Origin of the sequence: Streptomyces monashensis, from assembly GCF_001866665.1 — a bacterium.
Lineage (GTDB): Bacteria > Actinomycetota > Actinomycetes > Streptomycetales > Streptomycetaceae > Streptomyces > Streptomyces monashensis.
On record NZ_MLYO01000049.1, the window covers coordinates 14,660 to 38,368 of the forward strand.

The 23,709-nt window shown below is 69.4% G+C and carries 19 protein-coding genes and 1 pseudogene; 5 read left to right on the top strand and 15 right to left on the bottom strand.

The genetic code is table 11. The features are described 5' to 3' along the window. Positions 1 to 24: 24 nt before the first annotated feature. The 4 genes from BIV23_RS27740 to BIV23_RS27755 all read right to left on the bottom strand — a co-directional run bounded on the left by BIV23_RS27740 (position 25) and on the right by BIV23_RS27755 (position 4,822). The gene (locus BIV23_RS27740; protein WP_071383707.1) at positions 25 to 1,326 is read right to left on the bottom strand and encodes an MFS transporter; all 1,302 of its coding nucleotides are present in this window, start codon (positions 1,324 to 1,326) and stop codon (positions 25 to 27) included. A gap of 18 nt (positions 1,327 to 1,344) precedes the next feature. Then, on the bottom strand, positions 1,345 to 2,643 hold the full coding sequence (locus tag BIV23_RS27745; RefSeq protein WP_079173415.1) for an MFS transporter: 1,299 nt from the start codon (positions 2,641 to 2,643) through the stop codon (positions 1,345 to 1,347). Between the two features lie 97 nt (positions 2,644 to 2,740). Then, entirely contained in the window at positions 2,741 to 3,454 is a 714-nt protein-coding gene (locus BIV23_RS27750) for a 2OG-Fe dioxygenase family protein (RefSeq protein ID WP_071383708.1), read from the bottom strand. 72 nt (positions 3,455 to 3,526) lie between these two features. Then, positions 3,527 to 4,822 (bottom strand): ATP-grasp domain-containing protein, encoded by a 1,296-nt coding sequence (locus BIV23_RS27755; RefSeq protein WP_071383709.1) that lies wholly within the window; start codon positions 4,820 to 4,822, stop codon positions 3,527 to 3,529. Positions 4,823 to 5,565: 743 nt separating this feature from the next. Between BIV23_RS27755 and BIV23_RS27760 the strand changes: the two genes are divergently transcribed. The 4 genes from BIV23_RS27760 to BIV23_RS27775 all read left to right on the top strand — a co-directional run bounded on the left by BIV23_RS27760 (position 5,566) and on the right by BIV23_RS27775 (position 11,018). Further along, a complete protein-coding gene (locus BIV23_RS27760; protein WP_071383710.1) occupies positions 5,566 to 6,999 on the top strand; it encodes a coproporphyrinogen-III oxidase family protein in 1,434 nt (477 codons plus the stop codon). Between the two features lie 270 nt (positions 7,000 to 7,269). After that, positions 7,270 to 8,364: a DUF1152 domain-containing protein gene (locus BIV23_RS27765; protein WP_071383711.1), complete on the top strand. Its 1,095-nt coding sequence runs from the start codon at positions 7,270 to 7,272 to the stop codon at positions 8,362 to 8,364. A gap of 63 nt (positions 8,365 to 8,427) precedes the next feature. Then, positions 8,428 to 9,672: an ATP-grasp domain-containing protein gene (locus BIV23_RS27770; protein ID WP_071383712.1), complete on the top strand. Its 1,245-nt coding sequence runs from the start codon at positions 8,428 to 8,430 to the stop codon at positions 9,670 to 9,672. Then, positions 9,672 to 11,018, top strand: coding sequence for a hypothetical protein (locus BIV23_RS27775; RefSeq protein ID WP_071383713.1), 1,347 nt, complete (start codon positions 9,672 to 9,674; stop codon positions 11,016 to 11,018). Before BIV23_RS27770 ends, BIV23_RS27775 begins: the two co-directional genes overlap by 1 nt. Positions 11,019 to 11,508: 490 nt before the next feature. On the opposite strand, the gene BIV23_RS27785 is transcribed toward BIV23_RS27775, so the two are convergent. The 6 genes from BIV23_RS27785 to BIV23_RS27805 form a co-directional block, all read right to left on the bottom strand. Continuing rightward, on the bottom strand, positions 11,509 to 11,928 hold the full coding sequence (locus tag BIV23_RS27785) for a hypothetical protein (protein ID WP_071383715.1): 420 nt from the start codon (positions 11,926 to 11,928) through the stop codon (positions 11,509 to 11,511). 373 nt (positions 11,929 to 12,301) lie between these two features. Continuing rightward, a complete protein-coding gene (locus BIV23_RS27790; RefSeq protein WP_071383769.1) occupies positions 12,302 to 13,381 on the bottom strand; it encodes a protein kinase family protein in 1,080 nt (359 codons plus the stop codon). A gap of 147 nt (positions 13,382 to 13,528) precedes the next feature. After that, positions 13,529 to 14,920, bottom strand: a complete 1,392-nt coding sequence (locus BIV23_RS54035; RefSeq protein ID WP_425443533.1) for an eCIS core domain-containing protein — start codon at positions 14,918 to 14,920, stop codon at positions 13,529 to 13,531. A gap of 701 nt (positions 14,921 to 15,621) precedes the next feature. Beyond that, a complete protein-coding gene (locus BIV23_RS27800) occupies positions 15,622 to 16,239 on the bottom strand; it encodes a thioesterase II family protein (RefSeq protein ID WP_079173417.1) in 618 nt (205 codons plus the stop codon). Beyond that, the gene (locus tag BIV23_RS52245) at positions 16,196 to 16,663 is read right to left on the bottom strand and encodes a helix-turn-helix domain-containing protein (protein WP_245790669.1); all 468 of its coding nucleotides are present in this window, start codon (positions 16,661 to 16,663) and stop codon (positions 16,196 to 16,198) included. The genes BIV23_RS27800 and BIV23_RS52245 overlap by 44 nt, the downstream gene beginning before the upstream one ends. Before the next feature lie 162 nt (positions 16,664 to 16,825). After that, positions 16,826 to 17,734 (bottom strand): aldo/keto reductase, encoded by a 909-nt coding sequence (locus tag BIV23_RS27805; RefSeq protein WP_071383717.1) that lies wholly within the window; start codon positions 17,732 to 17,734, stop codon positions 16,826 to 16,828. 67 nt (positions 17,735 to 17,801) lie between these two features. Here BIV23_RS27805 and BIV23_RS27810 point away from each other — a divergent pair, with 67 nt between their 5' ends. Continuing rightward, entirely contained in the window at positions 17,802 to 18,800 is a 999-nt protein-coding gene (locus BIV23_RS27810; protein ID WP_245790670.1) for an ArsR/SmtB family transcription factor, read from the top strand. A gap of 614 nt (positions 18,801 to 19,414) precedes the next feature. Here BIV23_RS27810 and BIV23_RS27815 read toward each other — a convergent pair. The 5 genes and pseudogenes from BIV23_RS27815 to ssuE all read right to left on the bottom strand — a co-directional run bounded on the left by BIV23_RS27815 (position 19,415) and on the right by ssuE (position 23,690). Next, positions 19,415 to 19,873, bottom strand: coding sequence for an RrF2 family transcriptional regulator (locus BIV23_RS27815; protein ID WP_071383718.1), 459 nt, complete (start codon positions 19,871 to 19,873; stop codon positions 19,415 to 19,417). Between the two features lie 53 nt (positions 19,874 to 19,926). Next, positions 19,927 to 21,150: an acyl-CoA dehydrogenase family protein gene (locus tag BIV23_RS27820; RefSeq protein WP_071383719.1), complete on the bottom strand. Its 1,224-nt coding sequence runs from the start codon at positions 21,148 to 21,150 to the stop codon at positions 19,927 to 19,929. A 404-nt stretch (positions 21,151 to 21,554) separates the two neighbouring features. After that, positions 21,555 to 21,894, bottom strand: a pseudogene (locus tag BIV23_RS46895) (LLM class flavin-dependent oxidoreductase); the annotation flags it as partial. A 45-nt stretch (positions 21,895 to 21,939) separates the two neighbouring features. Beyond that, positions 21,940 to 23,136 (bottom strand): SfnB family sulfur acquisition oxidoreductase, encoded by a 1,197-nt coding sequence (locus BIV23_RS27825; protein ID WP_071383720.1) that lies wholly within the window; start codon positions 23,134 to 23,136, stop codon positions 21,940 to 21,942. Continuing rightward, entirely contained in the window at positions 23,133 to 23,690 is a 558-nt protein-coding gene (gene ssuE, locus BIV23_RS27830) for an NADPH-dependent FMN reductase (protein WP_071383721.1), read from the bottom strand. Before ssuE ends, BIV23_RS27825 begins: the two co-directional genes overlap by 4 nt. Positions 23,691 to 23,709 lie beyond the last annotated feature (19 nt).

Genomic DNA, 23,709 nt, shown 5'->3' on the forward strand with positions numbered 1-23,709 from the left:
TCCGGGCGGCGGGTGTGCCCGCGATCAGTGGGACGTGGGGGTGGCCGCAGAAGCGGAGGCCGATGCCGATGCGGCGCTGTCGGTCGCTGCCGCCGGTGATACGCCGGCGGTGCGACGCGGGAAGATCCCGGGACGTACGAATACGCACGCGACGGCGACGGCCACGGCTCCGGAAGCACAGGTGAGCACGAAGGCGCTGTGGTATCCGGCCGACCCGGAGTGCTGGGCCAACTGCCCTGCCGCCAGCGCTGAGATTCCCTGACCGACGATCAAGCCGCTGCCGAGCAGAGCCATGGCCTCCCCCATGCGTTCCAGCGGGGCGGCCTGCTCCGCAAGGCTGAAGAGTGCGGTGAGGTGGGGGGCCACGGCCAGTCCGATGCCCGCGACAGCTGCAGTTGCGGCGGGGAAGCCACCCACGGCGAGCAGCGGCAGCAGCAGGACGGCCTGCGCGGAGATGGCGATGCGGAGCTGGAGCGTCACTTCGAGGGCGACTGGCCGGACCGTGATGAGCAGTCCGGCAAGTGAGCTGGTCACGGCCATCGCTCCCCAGACGAATCCGGCCATGCCGGTGTTGCCGAGGTGCTCGGAGAGTGCGCTGGTGCCCGCGTTGGCGCTTCCCCAGATCATGCCCTGGAGCAGCGCCATGCCGAACAGCACGACCAACGCGGGGTGCAGCAGCCTCGCCTGGGAGGCGGCTTCGGCGGGTGTTCCGGCCGGCGCGGTGGGATGCAGTGCGAAGAGCGTCCCGAAGACCGCGATGAGCAGTCCGGCCAGGACGAGCCCGGCCTCAGGCGCGATCAGGACCACCATGACGCCCGCGAGCGCCGGCCCCGCCATGAAGCTCACTTCGTCGACGGAGGTGTCGAACGAGAGCGCGCGGCGGGTCAACTCCTTTGCGGCTGCCTGGTCCTGGTCGTCACCGGGTTCGGTCAGGACGACCCACCGGGTGCGGGAGAGCGGACCGATCTGCGGCACGGTGAGGCCGACGGCGCCGGCAAGTGCCGCCTGCACGACGAACGGCATCGCGGTGAGCGCCGACGCGACGAAGAGGGCGATGGCCGCCGCGTTCGCCAGGGAGGCGACCAGGATGACGGGGCGGTGGCCGCGACGGTCGGCGCAGCGCCCGAGGAAGGGGCCGCCGACAGCCTGTCCGGACCACAGCATCCCGGCCGCGACTCCGGCGGCGCCGATGCCCCTGAGCTCGGTCAGCATCAGGAGAGTGCCGATGGGGCAGATCGCGGCAGGCAGCCGTGCCGCGAAGGAGATCGCGGGCAGCGCGGGACCCGCGATCTGCGTAACTCTTGGGGCGGTACGCCTCACTGACACGTCTTCACCTTCCAGTCATCACGGGGCGGACGCCGGGTCCTGCCGTACGGGCTCGGCCGGCGTCGCCTCCGGCGGTATGGAGTCCTGCGATCCGGCTTCTTGCGGTGCGGGGTCGCCCAGGCTCAGCACCGCCGGCACCGCCAGCAGATTCACCGCGCCGAGGACCACCCACGGCCAGGCGGGTCCCTGCCCCAGCAGCAGGGTGAGCACACCGGGGGCGAGCGCGTTCCCAAGACTCCAGGAGAGCTGGAAGACGCCGAGACAGCGGCCGCGGATGCGCTCGGGCGCCAGGGAGGCGCTGAGTTCACTGCTCGACGGCAGACTGAGCATCTCGGCGACCGTGAACACCGCCATCGCCAGCAGCAGACCGGTGGACACCGCCCAGCCCGGAAGGGCGAGCAGCACCCCGAAGACGGCGAAGGCCACGGCGTTGACCACAGCGGCCAGGGCCAGGACCCGTGTCGGGGACCGATGCTCGATCAGACGGGCCACCAGCGTCTGCACCAGAGCGACCAGCGCCATGTTGCCGACGATGCAGGCGCCCACCGACCAAGGCGCGGCGTGGAGCGTCTCGGTGGTGTAGACGGCGAGCAGTACCGGTGGCACGCTCGCCGCGAGGACGAAGGCCAGGTTGGCCACGGTCAGCCGCATGTAACGCAGATCGCGCAACACGGCTGCGTAGCCGTCGCGTCGGGTCACACCGGTGCGGTGCGGCACGCTGTTCTCGGAGTCCGGGCGCCAGGCGGCCATCAGGCACGCGGTGACCACGAAGGTCAGCGCGTTGGCCACGACCAGTGCTCGGACGCCGCTGTGGTCCATCGCGAGGGCTGCGGACGCCACGATGACCCCGAAACCTCCGCCGACGTTCCTCAGCGCGCTGATGAAACCGAACCAGCGGGCCTGGTCGTCACCGCGGGCGGCCAGCAGCACCAGGGCACGGCTCGACGTCCAGTAGGCACTCGATCCGGCCTGGACGGCGAACTGCACCACGATGATCTTCGCCACGGAGTCCGCGGCGAGGAAGGCCGAGAATCCGGCGGCCGAGATGATGTTGGCGACGATCACCACCTTGCGGGGTCCGAACCGGTCGGTCAGCGGGCCTGCGACGACCGCCGTGGGCAGAGCGAGGAACTGCCCGGCCGACAGCGCGGCGCCGATGGAGCCGAGAGACAGCGACGTCGTGGTGGTGAAGTAGATGACGGTGAAGGCCAGGACGAGCCCGTTGCCGAGGCTGTCCAGGATGTTCGCCGACACGAAGCGGCCGTGCCCCCTCGTGTCGGGAAGTCCCCACTTCTCCAGCAGGTTCCGTCCGGTCATCGCCGGCCACACGGCTCGGGGCGGCGCGCGGAGCGGGGCCGGACGCCACAGCCGTCCGCGTACGCCGTGCCGGTCGCGGTGGGCAGCCGGGGCTCGCTCACGACGCCGCCCGAGAGGCCTCGCCGAGCGCGCCGGCGGCGCGCGGGAAGAAGTCGACGAGCATCATGTCCCGGACGCCGACGGGCATGTCCCCGGCCACTTCCACGGCCGATACGCCGTGGAACACCCGCCGGTCGTCGATGATGACTGTCTCGAACGGTTCAGTGAGCAGGGTGGTGTAGAGCGGGGCCTTGTTCCGGTCGTACACATGCGAGACGCCGCCCTCGACGTCCTTGCGGAGCATCAGCACCTGGGCGACGAAGTGGTGGCCGTCCTCGTGGATGCCCTCGGGAGCGGGGAGTTCGCTGCCGTCTCGGGAGGCGACGATGCGGATCTGGTGGATGCCGATGGCGCCGGTGGCGGTGTCGAACGTGCCGGGGAGCCGGGTGAGGAGTGTCCGGACGAGGGCCTCCAGCAGCGGGGATTCGGCCACTTCCTGCTCGATGGGCTCGAACTTCCGGGACACCCCTCCGTGCAGAGGGTTGACGGCCAGGGACTGCCGGAAGGCGCGGTGCGGGGCGCGGACCAGCCTGGCGCGGTTCAGGTGGAACTCGCTGTAGCGGCGACGGCGGTAGCCCGCGCCGTCCTTCATGAAGCGGTCGACCGGCAGACCGTCCCAGGATCCGCGCAGTTGCTTGATCTCGGTCTCGCTGAACGCGTCGAGCGACTCGAGGATCTCGGCGGCAGGCAGGTGGACGTACGGCTCGGGCATGGTGCGATGGGGCCTTTCGTGTGGGGCGGCGCTGGAGGTGCTGTCTCCGCTGCTCCGGCGGTCAGGAGACCGTCAACGGACGGCTTGCACGGCGGGACCGGTGAGCAGCTCCTCGAGCTGCCCGAGCATCTCCGGCGACAGGACGTGGTGGCCGGCGTCAAGGGCCGTGATCTGCCGGAGGAAGGCGGTCTCGGCGCCGTACTCGCACGAGGCGATCATCAGGCCTCCGTACTCACGGCCGTCGACCACCAGAGTGGGGGTGATCTGGACGACGTCGAGGACCTGTTCGGCTTCCTTGATGAAGATGTCGGTGACGTTGTTGACCGGGAACTCCAGCGACCAGCGGCGCCTCGGGAGCACCGGCGTGGCCGGGGCCTTCCATCGGTCCAGCAGGATCTCGGTCATGCTCACGTAGGTGTTGCAGCCGGAGGCCGCCACCCCGAGCGCGGTGGCGCCGGACACCCGGGGATTGATCTCCAGCACGTAGTACGTGCCACCGCTGTAGATGATGTCCAGGTTGATCACACCGGTGATGCCGAGGGTGGTGCAGAGCTGCTTCAGCTTCTCCGCCACCGGCTCGAACGCCGCGTCGTCAGCGTCCCGGGGTGCGGAGGACCGGAGTTCCCAGAAGGCGAACGTGGGCTTGCCGCCGGTCGGGCCGGTGAAGCAGAGCGGCTGGACCGCGTACTGTCCGTCCGCACCTACCAGTTCGACCGTGCACAGCTCGCCGGTGATGCACCGTTCCATGACGAAGTTGCCCTCGTCAGGGGTGGCCAGGTACTGCTCCAGCTCCGCCGGGTCGCGGATGAAGCGGATGCCGTTGCCCGAACTCCCCCACACCGCTTTGGTGAGCAGCGGATAGCCGATCTCCTCGGCCTTGAGGCGGATGATGTCCGCGTACACCGGTACGGCGGCCGCGCCATTCTTCAGCAGTGTGCCGTCGATGAGGATGCCCTGCGGGGTGTCCAGGCCGTGGTCGGCAAGAATCTTCTTGGTCTCCCACTTGTCGGCCAGCAGACGGGAGGGGTCGATCCCGTTGGAGACCATGGGGATTCCGTGCCCGGCCAGCTTTGCCTTCACCACTGCGTCACGCAGTCCGGCCTCGTCCGGGAAGGACAGGGAGACCACGCCGTCGGCGCCCCAGGCCAGCAGGCGCTCGACGATCTGATCGGGGGTGGCGTCTTCGGGCAGCTTCTCCCAGCTGCCTCCGGGGAAGTCCTCGGCGCCACAGTCACCGTCGGTGTAGAAGATCCTGGCCTCGCGGCCCTCGTCAGTGACGGTACGGGCCAGCTCCGGGATGTACGGGCCTGCCCGAGAGATGGGGATCGAGCGGATATAGGCGATGCGCTTGATGTCTGACGCGGTCATGGATGATCCCCGTTCGATCGTGGACTTGGCTACGGCGGCCCCTCAGTCCGCCTCCCGGCAGACCTGCCGCCCCGGATCACGCCCGGCCCCTGTGACGGCAACGGACCTGACTCGTGCGACTTCTGACGTCTCGCCACATTTGGTGAGCGCCCGTTCAGGGGCACACCAACGGAGTCACCGGTGGGGCCGCCTCGCCGGGCGCACAGGCATGCCGTCAGATGTGCGTTCCGCCGGCACGGGAAGCGGAAGCATGAGTTACGGATTCCAGCTGCCCGCACGGTGCGGTGAGCCCGTGTCGGACAGAACGTCGACCGTTCGCAACGTGCCCCCACATGTCGCTCTGTTCGGTCCGGCGAACCTAGCCGGACCCCCATCTCCGGAACACTGCACGGGACTGACAATCTCAGCCCGTGGACAAATTTGGAGGATGCGATAAATCCGTCCGGTCGCGAGAGGCCGATCATCATCGGTTCTGTGCCTGTCGGACCGCTCGCCACCGCCCTTCTACTGGTACGGCCTTTGCTGTTGACCCACGCATCGGCCACATCGCCTGCCGAACCGAGTAGTTGGTGAACAGTCCAGTACTCGGGTGACCAGAGCGCCTCCGAAGAACCGGCGCCGGCACCGATCCACTTTCTCTGTACCTTCAGGCACGCCTCATTCCCGTCCGCACGGATCTGCAGCACCACTCGTAAACCGACAGGTAGTTCGAAGCCGCATCTCCGCATGTAAGGATCAGGCACGTGAGCGCAATTCGCGAAGACCTCGAACGGCACATCGAACAGGGCGTGATTCCGCCCTTCAACTACGCGTACCCGTCCCGCTCCGCCTACCGGCCCCTGAACGGAGCCTGGAACATCCAGGAAATCTGGGCAGAGGACTTGAAGCGACACCCCGTCCCCGAGCTCAACCTCTATTTGCACGTGCCGTTCTGTCGCTACAAGTGCGGATTCTGCAATCTGTACACCGTCATCTCCGAGGACATGGACGTGTACGACGCGTACATGGACGCGCTGTGCACCCAGATCCGCGATCACACAGAGATAATCCAGCGCCGCAGGCTGCGCACCATCTACATCGGCGGCGGCACTCCGAGTCTGCTGAGCCTGCGTCACTTCACCCAGCTCTTCGAGACATTGGACGACATCTATCCCAACTGGCGCAGCACCGTCGAAGAGGTGGCGATCGAGGCCACCCCCGACTCCATCGTCAAGGAGCCGGATACCTTGGAGGGCCTGATCTCCATGGGCCTGACCAGGGCCAACATCGGCATCCAGTCGCTGGTGCCCGCAGAGATCAGGGAGGCGGGCCGCGGCCAGGCCAACGAGCGGGTCATCCGCCGGGCCATCGACACCATCCGGGACAGGCAACTACCCAACCTCAGCACCGACTTGATCATGGGTTTCGCAGGTCAGACGAAGGAGAGCTGGCGGCACTCGGTCGACGAACTCGTGGCGCTCGCCCCGGAGACGATCAGCACATACTTCCTGACCGTCCGGCCTGACGCCTGGTTCTCCAAGACCGGCGCGTATCAGTACATGATGAGCCCGGATCTGTACGAGCGGTACGACTACGCCAACGCCGCGTTCCGCGAGGCGGGTTACACCCAGGAATCCAACGTCCGCTACAAGAAGCTCGGACGCGGCGGTTACCAGCAGAAGGTGCTGACCTTCCACGGTGTTCCATTGTTGGGACTCGGTGCCGGCGCCCGCAGCTACACCAGTTCCGTCGACTACATGGTCGGCAGTGTGAAGCCCAGCCTCACCGAGGTCGCGGATTACATCGACAAGGCCAAGAACCACGAACTCACCCCGGTCACCGGCTTCGTCCTCGATGACGAGGAGATCATCCGTAAGCGGCTGGTCCTGGACACCTTCGACCTGGATCTCAACGAACTCAACCGCTTCGGATACCGGGAGAAGGCACATCTCTTCGAACCGGTGATCACAGCAGCCGAGGAAGTCGGCCTGCTGCGCCGCCTGCCGACCGACCGTGTCCAGCTCACGCCGGAAGGCTTCAAGTACCGCGACATCCTGTCCTGGATGTTCTTCTCGGACAACGTCATCAACCTGGACCGTGAGTACTACGCCGGGCTGCACAGGAACAACAAGCGCGCGCAGAAGCACATGGGCAGCGAACCGCTCAGCATCTCGGGCCTGAAGACATCGACCGCCTGACAGACGCCTCACCGGCTTTTCGAGCACGCGAATATCCTGGTGCGGTCATCAAGTGCCGATGACCGCACCGGGAATCGTGATACGCCCGAAATCCCGGTCGCACACGGCCTGACGTACGACGACCTGTTCATGGCGCCGAGCCGTTCCGCCGTGGGGAGGCGGGTGCGTCCTGCCGCAGGACATCAACTGCCGGCGGGGTGTGCGGAAGGCATGGCGCTGCACACCAGTCGGTGATTCCGCCCCGGTCCGGACCGATCAAGGAGAAGAGTCGTGACTCAGCTGCTCATTGCCGCGGGCGGCGGTGGTGACGTGATCGGCACGACGCTGGTGCACCACGCGCTGCATGGCGGCGAGCCGGCCGTCGTACTCAGCTATTCGTGGGAGCGGCTGGTCGTGGACCCGATTCCCGGTCCGCGTTCCGAGCGGGACTTCACCGGTCTGCGGCCGCTCACCCCGCACCTCTCGCAGATCACGGCGGACTCGGGCACCATCGCCCCGGCGGGTTCCACTCTGCCCCGGCTGGCCGCCGAGCTGCCGATCACGCTGGGGCTGCTGAACCCGTACGGGGGCGTTCCGCAACTGGCCCGCCAGGTCGCGGAGGCAGCGGAGAAGTACGCCGTGGACGAGGTCGCGGTGGTGGACGTCGGCGGGGACGTCTTCGCGCGCGGCGACGAGCCGACGCTGCTCAGCCCGCTCCCGGACGCCCTGGTGATAGCCGCCTGCGTCGCCGCAGGGGTTCCGGCACATCTGCACCTCGCGGGCCCGGGTCTTGACTGCGAGATCCCTGAGCAGGACCTGCTGCCCGACCTGGGCACGGACTGGCTCACCCTCACCGAGGCCGATACCCGCGGCGTCGCTCACCTCTTCGACTGGCATCCGACGGAGGCCAGCGCGCTGCTCGCCGCGGCGGCGCGCGGACGGCGTGGCGGCTGCTTCGTACGCGACACCGGCAGACCGGTGGTACTCAGCGATGCCAGTGCCCGGGTCTACCGCATTCCCGTGGACCGGGTACTGGCCCGCAACCGGCTGGCCCACGAACTGTACACGCGCTCGGCCGCCACCCTGGACGAGGCGGAGCAAGCCAGTTGGAACGTCTGCGGATTCTCCGAGCTACGGCGCGAGCGCGAACAGTCCCTCCTGCTCCAGGAACGGAACTCCCCCGACAACTCGGTGGACGACGCCTGGCTCCGCCTCGACGCCTGGCTGGAACAGCTGGAGAACGCCGACTCCCAGGCCCATTACGCCACTTTCCGCTACCTGACCGAAGGGCTCGGCCTCACCGGCGACGCGGCACTGACCCTCCGCGCCCGGCTCGTCGAGCAGCGCCCGCACCAGTACGCCACACCCCTGTTCGCCCTCCGGTAACGGCCCACATCTCTCCTGCACCTGCTCGTCATCCTGTGCACCCCTCAGAAGGGACACCACTCCATGCCCAAGCTGCTCCTGCTCGAAGCGATGGGGAACACCGGCGAATATGTCTTCGATGCCGCCCGGGACATGGGCGTCGACGTCATCGTCGTCACCCACCAAGACGTCTTCGAGGACTGGTACTCCCCCTCGCTCCAGGCCAAGATCAAGCAGTACGGGAAGCTGGTGTTCACCGACTTCTCCGAGAGCGAGGGCGCGCTGCGGCACCTCGCGGAGCTGGCGCGGGCCGAGGACGTCGACGGCGTGGTCGCCTGCTGGGAGTTCCTGACCCCGCTCGTCGCGCGGCTCACCGCCGACCTCGGGCTTCCGGGCAACGACCCGGCACGGGCCCTGAGTTGCAGAAACAAGCGCATCATGGCGCGCGCCTTCACCGAGCACGGCATCCCGGCCCCCAGGACCGTGGCCGCGCGGACCGTCGCGGAGGCGTACGCACTGGTGGATGCAGCGGGCCTGGAGTACCCGATCGTGGTGAAGCCGGCCGAGCAGTCCGGTTCCTGGGGTGTGTCGGTGGTCCGCAGCGACGAGGAACTGAAGGCGGCCTTCACCACAGCCCAGTCCCATTTGTTCCAGATGCCGCACGGCATACCGCTGGACCCGCATGTGGTGATCCAGGAGTACGTCGACGGTGTCGAGTTCAGCATCGAGACAGTGGTGGCACGCGGGGTGGCGACCCCGCTGTGCCCGTACGACAAGTTCACCACCGACGGCGCCAAGCGGGCCGAGTTCGGACACACCGTCCCGGCGGAACTGGACGAGGCATCGGTACGTGTCGTGCAGCAGGCCGCGGTGGCCGCCGCGCAGGCGCTCGGCATCACCAACGGCGTCGCCCACACCGAACTCAAGCTGCAGCCGGACGGCACCACCCGGCTGATCGAACTCGGCGCCCGGCTGCCCGGTGACCATGTGGTCGCGCTGATGCGGCAGGCGCGCGGGATCGACGAAGCCAGGATCTACGTACAGCTGGCACTCGGCCTGGAGCCGTCCCTCACGCCCACCGCCGACACCGCGGCCGGCATCCGCTTCCTGACCCCGCCCCGCGGCGGGGTGCTCCGGTCGGTCAGCGGCATCGGACACTCCGACGCGGTGGCCGTGAGCCGCTTCACCGTCGAGCCGGGCGGCGAGGTGCGCGAGCCCGGGGACAACGACTCCCGGGTCGGATACGTGATACTGCACGCCGACACCGCCGCCAAGGTCAACGCGGCCGCGGCCAGGGTCCTTGCGGACGTCACCATCGAGGTCGCCTGATGTCCGCCGCTGCCAGGATCACCCGGCAGTATCTCGCGGGCCTGCCCGCCGGGTGCGCACCGGAGCGCTCCTGCGAGAACTCCCCCCTGGCCGGGGACATCTACGGCAGCGCCTTCCTGACCCGCCCGGTCTTCCTCGGCCGCGGCGAGAGCAACGCCCTCGGAGCCCGGCTCAGTGCGCTGTACGACCTGCTGCTGACCCTGCCCGACCGGCTGCACGACGGCGACCTGCGCGCCTTCGCCACTGCCCTCGGCTGGACTCCGGAACAGATCAGCGCCGCCCTACGGGCCGACGGTAGACCCCGCCGACTCCCGCGCAGCGCCCGCGCCGACCTCTATCGGAGTCAGGACGGATTCCGGCTTCTCGAACTGAACGGCGGTAGCCCGCTGGGAGGTTGGGATATCTCACTGCTCAATCGCGCGCTGCTCCAGGAACCGTACATCGCCTCGTTCGTGGACGAACACCGCCTGGAATCCACCGACGGAATCGCGGTGCTGACAACGCTGTGGCGGGAGTCCTTCCCCTCTTTCGACTCCGCCACCCGACCGGTCGTCGCCTTGCTCGAGTGGCCGGGGAGCTACCCCGTGATGGAGACACATCTGCGCCGGATGGCCACGCTGCTCGCCGCACACGGCGTCGAGGCGGTGCCGTGCCACCTCGGACAGTTGGAGTACTGCGCGGATGGCGTCCATGTCGGCCGGCGCCGGATCGACCTGGTCCACCGCTGGTTCGTCATCAACGACGTGGCCACCGCCGAGGACGCTGCCTTGCTCGCCCCGCTCTCCGAGGCCGCCGACCGGGATCTGGTCAGCCTCTTCACCCCGCTGGAGAACGAGGTCTACGGCAGCAAGGCCGCCCTGGCTCTGCTGAGCGACGATCGCCACCGTTCCTTGTTCGACCGGGCCGAGCTGGACGTGATCGACGGACTGCTCCCCTGGACCCGGCTGGTCCGCGACGAGAAGGTCGAGGCTGCCGGGGAACACGTGGATCTGCTCCGTTACGCGCTGGCGCACCGGGACGACCTGGTGCTCAAGGCAAGCAGCTCGCACAGCGGCCTCGACGTGCTGGCGGGCTGGCAGACGTCTGCCGACGCATGGGCGGCCGCCGTCCGCGCGGCGGTGGACGGCCCGGTCATCCTTCAGCGCCGCGTTCGCCCTGTGCCCGAGGACTTCCCTGCCCCGGGCGGCGGCCCGCCCGTACCCGCGGTCCTCACCTGGGGCGTCTTCCTCGCGGGGCACGGCTACGGCGGCGCATATCTGCGCGGCACCACCGCGCTGGACAGCGGAGTGATCAGCTCGGGGGCAGGCGGCCGTCTGGGCACCGTGTTCCTGGCCGAGGACGGGTAGGAGGGCGACACCCACGGCACGTGCGTCGGGATGGTAGAGGGCGTACGGTGCTTGGCGGAGCGAGGACTCCCTCCGCCGTGGCGGCCAGGCCTCTGCGCGATGATGGGTGCTTTCTGCCGCGCGGGCCCGGTATACGACATGGCCGACGCCGACCGCGCCGTCGGGCTCTTCTCCCATCCGGGGCCTGCGCGTCGGGGAGATCAGGCCGGCGGCGCCGGGCACCTTGCTGCTCACGAACATCCGGCGAAGCGGCTGGTGTTGGGGGGCGCCCGCATCTTGGAGGGCGCCCGCATCTTGGGGGGCGCCCGCATCTTGGGGGGCGCCCGCATCTTGTGCGGCGTCCGCTCGTGCGGCGTCCGGTAGGGTGCCAGTTGCCGTTGCCGCCCACTGGGACGTGCCCGCCCTTCTGGGCCTGCTGGCAGCGCACCGCCGCGGCCTGTCCACTCTCCGCGCCGCCGCAGCGCACTTCTGGGGGTCACGACACGCGAGGTCAGGCGGGTGGCAGCTGCCCGATGACGGACACCTTCCGGCGTGAGGCGGGGCAGGTCCACCATGCGTTGTCGGGTTCGACGCTCGGCCGCATCGGATGCCGGTGGCCGGGGCAGCTGGGCCACTGGATGAACTCGTAACCGGCCAGATGATCCTGGACAGCTTCGGCGAGACCGACGGTCATCGCGGGCACGTCATCGTCGGGCACGACGCGGCTACCGAACCGGGTCCCCTCATCGGTGCGCAGCCCGACGAGGATGCCGGGCAGCGTTCCTTCCCGGCCGGCCCACCAACGCAGCCCGGGCAACCGGACGGGCTCGGCCAGGAGATCGTGGCCAACCCGCGCGCAGGATGCGGCGAGGCCGGCCGGCACGCCCTCGACGGGCGCTCCGGCCAGCTTCCACTGCGCGAGAACCTGCATACTGACGACCTTAGCGCCGGGAAATCCCGTCAGCGGATGGTGGCCTTGGAGGTCGGGGCCGATCCGGCGGTGTCGGTCACGGCGTCCCCGCCGCCGTGTCCCACCGCTGATCACGAAAGAGAACGCGACCGGGTTCTCCTTGAACGGCCGCCCGCCGGAGACATGAGTGACCTGAGCCGTGAAGTGACCGTCTGCGCGGCTGCCTCCGGCTCAACCAGCGGTGTGTACGACTCGGGGTCAGCTCTCGGCTCAAGCGCCTACGGCACACCTGCCGCAGGCGCGGGCGAGAGACGACGATCCCATGCACCGACGAACTCTCCTCGGCGGCGCCCTCGCGGCGTCCTGACAGCGATCTTCTGGAGTAGTTCCGGCCTCAGTGGGGCGTCGCGACCGCAGTGCCGCAGGTCCGCTCGATCTCGGTGGCCGGGAACGGCGTCTGTTTGCTGTCGGTGAACCACCGGCGGTGGAATTCGCTCATGGCCACGCCAGTGCGGGCATGCCGGTCGATGATCCCGGCGATCTCGCGCGGGACGTCGTCGGGCTGGTGGCCGTTGATCCACTCACGCAGGAACGCCTCGTGTTCCACACCGCCGCCCAGGCCGTCAGGAAGGTGGTGGCGGAGCAGATGGCTCACGGTGTGGCAGTGGTCGTACGCGAGGTGGTCGGAGAGGAACTTCGCCTCGGTTGCTGACAGTTCGAAGCCGGAGCTGAGGGCGAGCCCGAAGTCCGCGAAGTACAGCAGGCGGCCGTCGGTCAGGACATTGGCGAAGTGGGCGTCGAAATGGACGAGTCCGTGCGAGCTCATGAAGGCGGTGCCGCGTGCCAGGGCTTCCTCCACCCACAGATACGCCGATGCCGCCCCGCCCTTGGGCGCGGCGGTCCGGTGGTCGTGCAGCCAGTCGGCGAGGGTCTGCGGGACATGTTCCAGGAAGAGCACCAGGCTGGAAGACGACCGGTCGATGGCCTCCAGCCGCTCACGCACGGCCGATGAGCCCTCCCAGTGCGCGACCGCCCCGTCGATGCCCCCGAACTCGTCGGCGAACCCATGGGGAGGGGAGTCGGGCAGGACGCGCCAGTGGTACATCAGCGGAAAGCCCTCGTACTCGTTGCCGAGGACCCAGTTGGTCGACATGACGTGCACGGCAAGTTCCCGCCAGGCCCCGAAACCGGCCGAGCCCGCCCCGTACTGGTAGAACGTCGGCAGTCCGAAGAGGTTCGCCGTCGACCGCGCGTTCTCGGGCCGTAACTCGGTGTCCGTCAGGGGGACTCGCTTGACGAATACCCGCGTGCCGTCGATGTCCAACTCCGCCGACCTGCCACCGACGCCGGATCCGAGCGGGTCGGCGGCAGCCACGGCCTCGCCGAGTCGACGGTCACTCAGCAGGGACAGGCGCGTGGCCACGGTCGCATACGTGGCAAGCCGCGCGGCATGGAACGGATCCGAATCACGCATCGACAACTCCTCGGTGCCCGGGGCCAGGGCTTCGGTGATCTCGCGAACGTGGTCGAGCGTATCCGCCACAGGAACCGCCGCAGCCGTAGCCCTGTCGCCCCGGGCCGAAACGAGAACCACCCCGGACGGCGACACGAGAACTTCCCGTCAGGTCCCGCTCTCGCGTCCGAAGAGTTCCGTCCGTACCCGCAACAAGAATGCTTGCCGGGTCGTGGTCTTGACCAGTGCCCTCTGGATCGCGTCGCGGAGTGTGGGCACCGAATTCAGGAAGGCGAGTGCCCGCACGGGGGTCTCCCGTCCGAGCTGCACAAGTGCGGGCTCCCAGGTGGAGCCTGTTGTCATGGGCAAGGCTCCCTCTCCCTGTGCGGTGAGCGCCTGAGGCGGCTGGTCGTGGTCGGCGAAGATGTTGAACGCCTGCTCCCCGCGCCAGCGGGATGGCTCGGCGAGGCATGCGCAGACAAATTCGTCGACCTGTTGCTCGGTCGCGCCGCCCGGACGACTTTCCGACTCGGCGTCGAGGGCATCGATGATGGCGCGAAGGCTGGGTCCGGTGAGTCGTCCTTGGTAAAGGACGGGTTCGTCGCTGCCCACCTTCGTTGCGTAGTAGTGGCCTTCGCCGAGCTTCTGCAGGGAATAGCTTTGGCCAAAGACTGTGTACGTTCCACCGCCGGGTGTTTCTCCGGCCGTCATGTAGCGGTTCTGCTGCTCTGTCAGGATCCTCTTCGCCGTTTCCCAGCGAACGGGATCAGCCGTGCCACCCTCGAGTTCGTCGGTTGCGCCGGCGGCGAGGCCGACGAGGTAGTCGACCGCTTCCTTGACGGCTGCCCAGGTGGCCACCTGCCGGGCACCCGGGAACCGGTACTCCACCTGGCTCTCGATCAAGTCCATGACGAGCTGCTGCAGCCAAGGTTGTTTGGTGACGATCCTCTGGTATTGCGTGTCCGTTTGCAGTTGGGCCAGGGTCTGAGGCTGGTCCTGCCCCGGCTGCCCCACTCTCACCGACCGCTGCACTGCCGCTGTCGCTCTGCCGTCGACACCGCCGTTCCGGTGACCGTCCAGGGCCGGTTCCGCACCAGTCCGCTGTACCGGTGCCGGCTTCGTCACCCGGGTCGCGTTCGCCTCCGCCTCCCTTTCGAAACGGTCGGACGGGTCCGACACACGCAAGCCGGAGCCGTTGTCGGCCATGACGGGCCCCTGACGCTGCTGGACGACGTGGGTGAGTTCATGAGCGAGGGTGTGCTTGTCGTTCCCGCCGTCTCCCATCACGACATGACTGCCGGAAGTGTACGCACGGGCACCGACCTCGGCCGCGGACGCCTTGGCCGTGCTGTCGTCATGGATACGCACGTCGGAGAAGCCGGCGCCGAGCCGGGCCTCCATATCACTGCGGGTCGCGTCGTCGAGCGGCCGGCCGCTGCTGCGAAACACCTCGTGGACGGCGGAGCGCTGGACCTGGGACTGTTCGGTCTGGTGACCGCAGCCCGGACCGTGCTGATGTTGCCCCTGGGCCTCTGACTGACCCGCCTGCTGCCGGATCATCTGTACGACCACTGCGTTCCCGACGGAACGCTGCAATGCGAGCAGAGCCCCGTCCGGCATGGCCGCGGGGCCGGGCGCGTCGGACGCAGCGCGGGTCGCCGGACGGCGCCGGCCAGTGACCGAGGTCTTGGCAGGCTCGTGTGCACGCATAAGCGGGCCTTCCGATAGGCAGGTGTGTCGTTTCCCCTTGCATACGTGACGGTTGGCCCGCGTACGAGAGCCGGAAGGGCAGAGTTCGAGGGTGCGGGGGCAGACTGTCGGGTGCGGTCATCGTGCTGATCTCCTTCGGGCTTCCACACCTCGAAGATCGGCCGGTGGCCGTTCGTCTATGCGGACTCCACCCCGATGCCGGAGCAAACCCCGGATCAGGTCGAACCCATACACCACTTCCATGGACGCAACCACCTCCGTCGTCGAGCACCCGGCCTGCCTGATGACTGGAGTACCGACGGGTTCCCCGACATTTCGGCACGCCGTCCACGTCCTCGCGAGCGGCGGTGACGGCCAGGACGACGGCGGCGATGTCATGGGGCCGGAACACGCATGCTGGTGGCGTACGGGGCGCGGTGGATGCCGCCCGGGTCGATGGCGCCGGTGCGCGGCGCGCGGGGCCTGGTCCACGGAGACGGCGAGCCACCAGGCCTCCGCGTCGTGCACGGTGCGGACTTCAGCCTTTCAGCCCGCGCCAGTGTGACGGTGCGTCATCCGGATACCCCCTCCATACCGTTCCGCAACGCGCGCGTGATCGGATCAATGGCATGCGGCGAATTGAGGCAGTGGTGGGACACCGGCAGGGTGTGAAGAGTGAGGGGATGGCGGGTCATCGGCTGCCACCGCTGCGCCGAAGCGGCGGGGATGACCGTGTCGGCATGAGGGCTCCACACCGTGATCGGGTACCCCAGCGGCCTGAGGTGGGGACCGTGCTCGTAGCCGTCGATCATGGCGAGGTCGGTACGGATCGCGCGCAGCGCCTCGCGTCGCACCTCGGCGCGATCCTCACGGGGCAAGGGGATGCCCAGCGTGGCCGCCAGGTCGACCAGGGCCGCGTCGGTCATCACCCGGGTGTTCAGGCCGACGGCGGCATACTCGGGTGGCGAGAAGGCCGCGCACACATGGAGGGCGAGTGCGGGGCTCCCCTGGCGGGCGAGCTCCCGCGCGGTCTCGTACCCGATGACGGCCCCCCTGCTGTGGCCCAGGATCATCAGGGGTTCCATGACATGGAGCGCGAGTTCCGCGGCCAGCCGGGCCGCGAACGCGACGAGTCCGGTGGCTGGGTCAGGGGCGGCCCGCCCCGGCCCGAGCCGGCGTGGATGCCGGATTCTCCCTGGTGTCGAGGCGGCCCGGGTAACGGGCGGTCAGGAATCTCACCTCGGGGCGCGAGGCCACGGGGCCACAGCGCGAAGTCACCGACGCCGCCGCCCACTCCGGGGAGCAGCAGCACGGCGGCTTCCGGGCCGAGCCATCCTCCGACTCCCATGCGGTCAGTACGGCGGCCGGTTCCGGTCGAGACCAGCGTGCCAGCGGCCGGCATCCCGGTCCCGGCCGGGAGTTGGCAGGCCAGGCCTTGGCCTCGGCGACCTGTACGGGCGTGAAGCGGGCCGGGCGCCCGCTGCGTTTGCGGTCGGCCAGGGCTGGCAGGCCGCCCTCGGCCAACCGGCCCCGGCAGGTGCGCACGGTGTCCACATGCACTCCGACCTCGGCGGCGATCCACGCGTTGGACCTGCCCCGGATCGCCAAGAGCACGATCTGTGACCGGACCCTGGCCTGGTACGGAGTCTTGTGATCGTAGGCCGCCTTTTCAGCCGTTGCCGCTCGGCGCGGTCAGAGTTATGGGGCGGGCGGCGGGAACTGGCACGGCAGACAGCCCGATCAGCAGAAGTGGATCGCAACGCCAGGGGGTCCTGCTCATGTCGTCTCGCGGTGGAAGGGGTCCAGGGCGGTGAGTTCTTCCTCCGACAGGCGCAGGGAGCCGACGGCGACGTTCTGGACGAGGTGGTCGAGGTCGCCGGTGCCGGGGATGGCCAGGACGTGGGAACCCTGGTGCAGCGTCCACGCCAGCCTGATCTGGGCTGCGCTGACGCCGTGGGCGCGAGCGACGGTGTGGACCTCTGGGCTGTGCTCGGTGGTCACGCCGGCGGTGCGTCCGGCGCCGGCGATCGAGTAGAACGGCACGAACGCGATGCGCTGTTCACCGCAGAGGTCGAGGAACTCCTTCTGCTCGGGCGATGCGCCGATGCCGTACATGTTCTGGACGCAGACCACCGGCGCGATGCTCTGGGCCTCGGCCAGGTGGTGAGGGCGGATGTTGGACAGGCCCAGGTGACGGATGAGTCCGGCTTCGCGCAGTTCGGCGAGTGCGCCGAAGCGTTCGGCGATCGAGTCGGTGCCCACGATGCGCAGGTTCACAACGTCGAGGTGGTCGCGGCCGAGCTGGCGCAGATTCTCCTCGACCTGGCTGCGCAGCTGCTCTGGGGTGGCGTGCGCCAGCCACTGGCCCGAGGGATCGCGGCCTGGTCCGACCTTGGTGGTAATGACGAGGTCGTCCGGGTAGGGGGCCAGCGCCTGGTTGATCAGCTCGTTGGCCGAGCGCAGCGGCGAGAAGTAGAACGCAGCAGTGTCGATGTGGTTGACACCGAGCTCGACCGCGCGGCGCAGCACACGGATCGCCTGGTCGCGGTCGCGTGGTAGGGCATCTGCCGCGAACGCCTCGCCGTGCTGCGGCAGGCGCATCGCGCCGAAACCGACCCGGTGGACCGTCAGGTCGCCGAGCTTCCAGGCGCCCGATGCCGCCGCGGTGATCGTCTGTGAGGTCATGGCGGGATGATCTCCGCACGGTAGGCTGGCCCGCCATTGATTCAGATATGTGTGAATCTATTGAGGAGTGGTTGTCCTGGCAGAGCTGGCGTTCTCGACAAGCGATCTGTCGCAGGTGCGGTTCGCCGTCTCACCGATGTGGGAGGTGGCGCCCAGCTTCCGGCTGCTGAGGTCCGGCACTGCGCATCCGGTCCACCGGCCCTGGGTCGACCAGGTACGCCCACGCCTGGTGGCGGCCGGGCTGGACCGGGGATGGCTCTGCGAGCTGATCCCGCCCACCGGCGGCTACGTCCCCGACTTCCTCAACCCGGCCCCCGCCGGCCCGGCCCCCAACCCGGCTGCAGAGCGGGACGCGGTCCGCGCCGCGCCCGCCGACCGAGTACGCCAGGACCTCGACCACCTGGCCCGCCACCAGGGAACCCTCGGCTCCCGGCTACGCGCTCTGCACAACGACCCACAGGGGCTCCTCGCCAAGGTCACAGAAGAAATCGAAACCTACTGGGAACTGGCCCTCGCCCCCTACTGGGCGCGAATCCGGGCGGTCCTGGACGCAGACATCCTCTACCGGGCCCGCCTGGCCGCCGAGCACGGCACCGGCCACCTCCTCGACGACCTGCACATCTCCGTGAGCTGGGACAACAACGTGCTGCGGATGTCCCGCCGCAAACAGCCGCTGACCCGCACGACGGCAGGCACAGGACTGCTGCTGATCCCCTCGGCCTTCACCGGACCGGGGCTGCGCACCCGAACGACGCCGCCGGATCCACCCCAACTCGCCTACCAGGCGCGCGGTGTCGGCTCACTCTGGCAGGCACGGCCCGTCACACGAGCCGACACCCTCTCCGCCGTACTGGGCCGCTCACGCACCCTGCTGCTGACCGAGTTGGAGATCCCGGCCTCCACCTCACAACTGGCCCACCGCACCGGACTCTCCTCAGCCGGGGTGTCCCAATGCCTCACCACGCTACGCGACGCGGGCTTGGTAAGCGCCCAACGCGCCGGCCGCTCCGTCCTCTACGCCCGCACCACCGCAGCCGAAACCCTCCTCCAAGCGGCCTCCACCTGACCTCACGTCAAACCCCCGAAGCCTTTTCGGAGCGGACTGCTCACCCGTAGGTAACGTCGAGGACGGTCCACCCCTGGTAGCCCGCCTCCTACGAGGGGCCGTTGCAGGGGTCCTCCACCTGTCCGCCGCGAGTGCGGACGGCCGCGTTGAGCGCGTCGGTAACGTGTTCGGCCCGCATGTGATCGTGGTGCAGTTCCGCCGCCGTGGTCAGCGCTGACACCGGCGCCCACACCAAGAAGGACGGCTCGACGGCAGTCGGGGAGCCCCAGGCCCGGAGTGATCTCGTCTGAGTGGAGGCCGGGCTCGGCGCCCTGGACTCCCTGCAGGCCGGTACTGCGCCGCTGCGCGAGACCCTGATACGCAAGGTCCTGGCCCGTCGCTGCCGTGGCACTGGTGCTGGTCGTGCGGCAACCACCGGTGTGGGCGGACGTCGCCCCCGACTGCAGGCTGCCCGCGCCCTCCGACCTGTGGGGCGAGGCGCGCGATGCCTTAGGGACAACCACCTTTGCGAAATCTCGCGCTGAGCGCCTCGTCGGTTTTCTCGTGGGCCGTAGACCCGGGGGCCGGCAGATCTCCCCACGTGTCCCACGAAACCCTGGTTCGCCGGACGACGGTCAGGGATTCGTCCAGGCCGCGGGGTCCTCCGCGAGGCTCAGGACCTCGTCGGGCAGCTTGGCCGCGGCCACGTGGGCCAGGGTGACCTCGCCGAGGATCTTGCGGACGTTGGCGCGTACGGCGATCCACAGCGGCAGCAGCGACTCCGCGGGACCGCAGTAGGAGAGCTCGGGTGGGCGCACTCCCCGCACCGAGACCAGGGGGCCGTCCGCCACGCGGATGACGTCGGCGATGGCGATCGACTCCGCCGGGCGGGCGAGCCGGTAGCCGCCCTTGCCGCCCCGCTGGCTGACCACAAGACCGCCCCGGCGCAGGTCGCCGAGGATGCCCTCCAGGAATTTGTGCGGGATGCCCTGCGCCGCGGCGATCGCCTCGGCCTTGAGCGAGGCCTCGCCCCCTGCGGCGGCCAGCTCCAGTGCCGCCCGCACCGCATAGTCCGCCCGCGCCGAGATCCGCATGCCGCGATTATCCATCACTGTCGTGTCCGCCCGCGCACCGGTCGCCCTCCCGGTCAGGCTGGAAGGGCGAAGGGTGGGTGCGCTCCGTTGAGGAAGTAGTCGCCCACCTCGCGCAGTCTGTGGGTGACCGGCTCGCGCAGAGTGTGTGTCCGGGTGTCGCGCCAGAAGCGGTCGAGGCCGTGCCGCGCGGAGGCGGCGTCGGCGCCGATGACGTCCAGGGCACGGGTGGTGATCTCCTGCGCGGCCCGGAAGGCGGCGGACTCGGCCACGCTCGCGAGGACGGAGATCTCCGCGCACTCCTCGTCGTCGAGTTCCTCGCCCTGTACCAGGCCGCGCACCAGGGCATCCACCGCCTGCTCGGCGAGGGCGGACGCGGCACGTGCGACGACGGTGAGCTCGCCGTACACGGTCAGCGCGTACGGATCTTGCGGCGGGCTGTCCGGCCAGGGCTGAGGCTCGAAGGGCTGCCAGGGGGACCTCATGACCCTTCCGTACTCGCGAATCTCGGCCAGCAGGCCCTCTGCCACGCCAAGACAGAACTGGACGGAGACCAGACGCGCGGTCGGCGCGGCCAGAGAGGCGAAGGGTGACAGGACGCCCTCGTCCGGCGAGAGGGAGCCGAGCACGTCGTCGGCCGCCACGGGCACGGAATCGAACTCCACGCCCCCACCGGCCGCCAGCCGCTGGCCGAAGGCGTCCCCGCTGCTGCCGCTCACGACGCCCGATCGGGCGGGGTCGACCAGGACGGCCAACGGCTCACCGGTGCCGTACCTGGCGGCGCGAACCACCAGCCGGTCGGCGATCCCGACTCCGGTGGCATACCTCTGGTAGCCGTTGAGCAGATAGCCGCCCGACCTGGGGGTCAGGATGAGTGGTGGTTCATGTGAGGCGATACCGCCTCCCCAGCACCACTGCCCTGCCGTCGACTCCCGCTCGATGCGGGCGGCACGGGTGTGGTCGGCGAAGAACCGGGCGCTGCAGGACAGGAAGTAGTGGTTGCCCAGCAGGTGGCCGATGGCACCGTCGGCCACGGCGACGGTCCGGATGACCGCGTAAGCCGTGCGCCAGTCCCCACCGCCGCCCCCGAGTTCGGCCGGTGCCGGCAGTGTCAGCAGCCCCGACTCGCGCAACCGCGCCACCTCGTCGAGCGGTGCCTTGCCGCTCTGTTCGCGCTCGACCGCGTCCGTTGCCAGGTCGTCCGCCATCTCACGGGCTATGTGCAGCCAGTCGACCTGCCCGGCTCCCGCGTCGGTCACCCCGTCCGCCGTCACCGTCATGTCCTCACCCGCTTCATGCGACTGCGGCTGTCGTTACAGCTCAGTGCTGTGGTCATGGCGTCTTCCTTCAGGGGGTCGAGGACGACGCGGTGCCCGGCGAGGCGGCGTGGGAGTGCAGCGGTGCGCAGTGACGCGTCGGCTTCATCATCCTCACCCCCCTCTTCGACCACCGTCAACGCTTTCCTAGTAATTCGATAGGGAAACTAGGAAAGCTGGCGTGTTCCGGCTGCTGCACGCTCCCGGATGGCGAGTTCACGATGTCGACCTCCCGCGGCCCTGGCCGCATGTCGTCGACGACGCGGCGACCTCGACGGTTGCCGCGGAGACGGCGAGTTCGCCGTGGGTGGCCAGTGTGCAGGGGTCCCGGGTGGCGGAGTCGACGGCCGACCGCGGTCAGGGACAGGGGTGCTGCGGGTCTGCACCTCGGGCACCGAGAAGCCCTCGTAGGCCCGCTGCTCGGCTCTCGCCGCCGGTGACCACGTTGAGCAGGAGCCGTCCGCCGGCCTGCCGTTGGAAGGTGGGGGCCATCTGCGCCGCGAGCCTCGGCGAGACGAAGCCGGGGCGGAAGGCGACGAGGAACGCCAGCCGCTCGGTGCTCCTCGGCGGCGCGGGCGATCTGGCTCAGGTAGGCGACGGTCGGCGGCCGGTCGCGCCGGACTCCGTGGCGGGGATGCCGTGGCCGCCGCCGACGAGGTGGCGGCTGTCGCCGTCGGCGGACAGGAACCAGTGGAAGGTGAGGGACACGCGGGGGCTCCGATCGGAGTTCGTTCAGCGCTCGTTCAGCGCTCCTCAGAGGAGGCCGTGCCGGGGCGGCTTGGTGCCGTTGAGCACGTAACGGCCGATGTGCTGGACCTTCCAGCGGACCGGGTCGTGCAGGGTGTGGGTGCGCGCGTCGCGCCAATGGCGGTGCAGGCCCAGGGAGTCGAGCACCGAGCGGGTGCCGGAGACCTCGAAAAGGGCGCTGGCGACCTCCACGGCGGCCTCCGCCGCCGTCACTTTCGCGGTGGCCACCGCGATCGACGCCTTGGCGGCCGAGTCGTCGGTCAGGTCGGCGCGGGCGTCGTCGACCGCGCGGGCGGCCTCGCGAAGCAACGCTTCGGCACCCCGTTCCCTGATCGCCAGTTCGCCGAACCGCTGGATCAGCAGCGGATCCTCCACGGCGGCCGCGTGCCCTTCGGCGGCGCTCTCGAACCAGGGGCGGCTCTTCGTACGGACGAACTCCACCGCCTCGGCCAGCGCCCCGGAGGCGATCCCGGCATCGATGGCCGCGTGCAGCAACTGAGCCACCGCGCCGTGGAGTTGGGGACCTTGGAAGGTGAGGTGGTGCGGCACGACGCGGTCGGCGGGCACGGGCACCGACTCCAGGCGGACGGTACCGCTGGCGGTGGTGCGCTGTCCCATGCCGTCCCAGTCGTCCACGACCGTGAGGCCGGGCGCGTCGCGCGGGACGTACGCCACGTGCAGGGTGTCGTCCTCGGTGCGGGCCAGGACGGGGATCCAGTGGGCGAACAGCGCGCCGGTGGAGTAGTGCTTGACGCCGTCGAGGACGTACGACCCGTCCGCGCGCCGGGCGAGGCGGGTGCGGATGTCCTGGACGTGCCGGGTGCCCGCCTCGGACTGGGCGTTGCCGAACCGTTTGCCGGCCAGTACCTCGCCGAAGAAGAACTCCTGCTGCTGGTCGGTCCCCTGCCGACGCAGCACGTTGACGTACACGAAGTGGCTCTGCGGGATCTGGGCCAGGCTGGCGTCGGCGGCGGCCAGCAGTCGGAAGATCTCGGCGAGCGTGTCCGCACGGACGTCCGCGCCGCCGAACCGGGCGGGCACGGTCACGGCGAGCAGCCCGGAGGCGGACAGCCGCTCCAGCTCCGCCTGCGGGAGCCTGCGCCGGGCGTCCCGCTCGGCGGCGCCCTTGCGGAAGTCCGCGGCCAGCTCCGCGGCCACGGCGAGGGCCTCGACGTCGTCCGCGATGACGTGCGCGGCGCTCATCCGGCGGCCGCCAGCACCGCCGTACGGCCGCCCAGCGCGGCCGAGAACTGGTCCGTGAGCTGTGCGAGAGCCTCGGCCGATCCCGGCGCGACGGTGAGTGTGCCGTCCTCGCCCACGGTGATGTCCTTGTCGAGCGTGAACCAGCCCGGCGTGATGTGCGCGGGACCCATGGAGGCCAGCACCGGGCGCAGGGCGCAGTCGATGGCCAGGACGTGGGCGGTGGAGCATCGGGTGGCCAGCGGGAGGACCGTCTTGCCCGCCAGGGCGTACTGCGGGAGCAGATCGAGCAGGGACTTCAGCAGTCCGGAGTGGGCGGCCTTGTAGACGGGGGTACCGATCACCACCCCCTCCGCCTGCTCGAACAGGGCGATGGCCCGAGCGATCGCCGGATGACCGAAGTCGGCCCCGAGCAGCGCCTCGGCAGGCAGGGTACGAACATCCAGCGCAATCACCTCGTGCCCCTGCGCGATGAGCCGCTCGTCCAGGTGACGCGGCAGCCGAGCGGTGCGGGAGGCGGCGGAGGGGCTTCCTGAGACGGACAGGACAGTGGCCATGGGAGGACCCTTCGGTTCG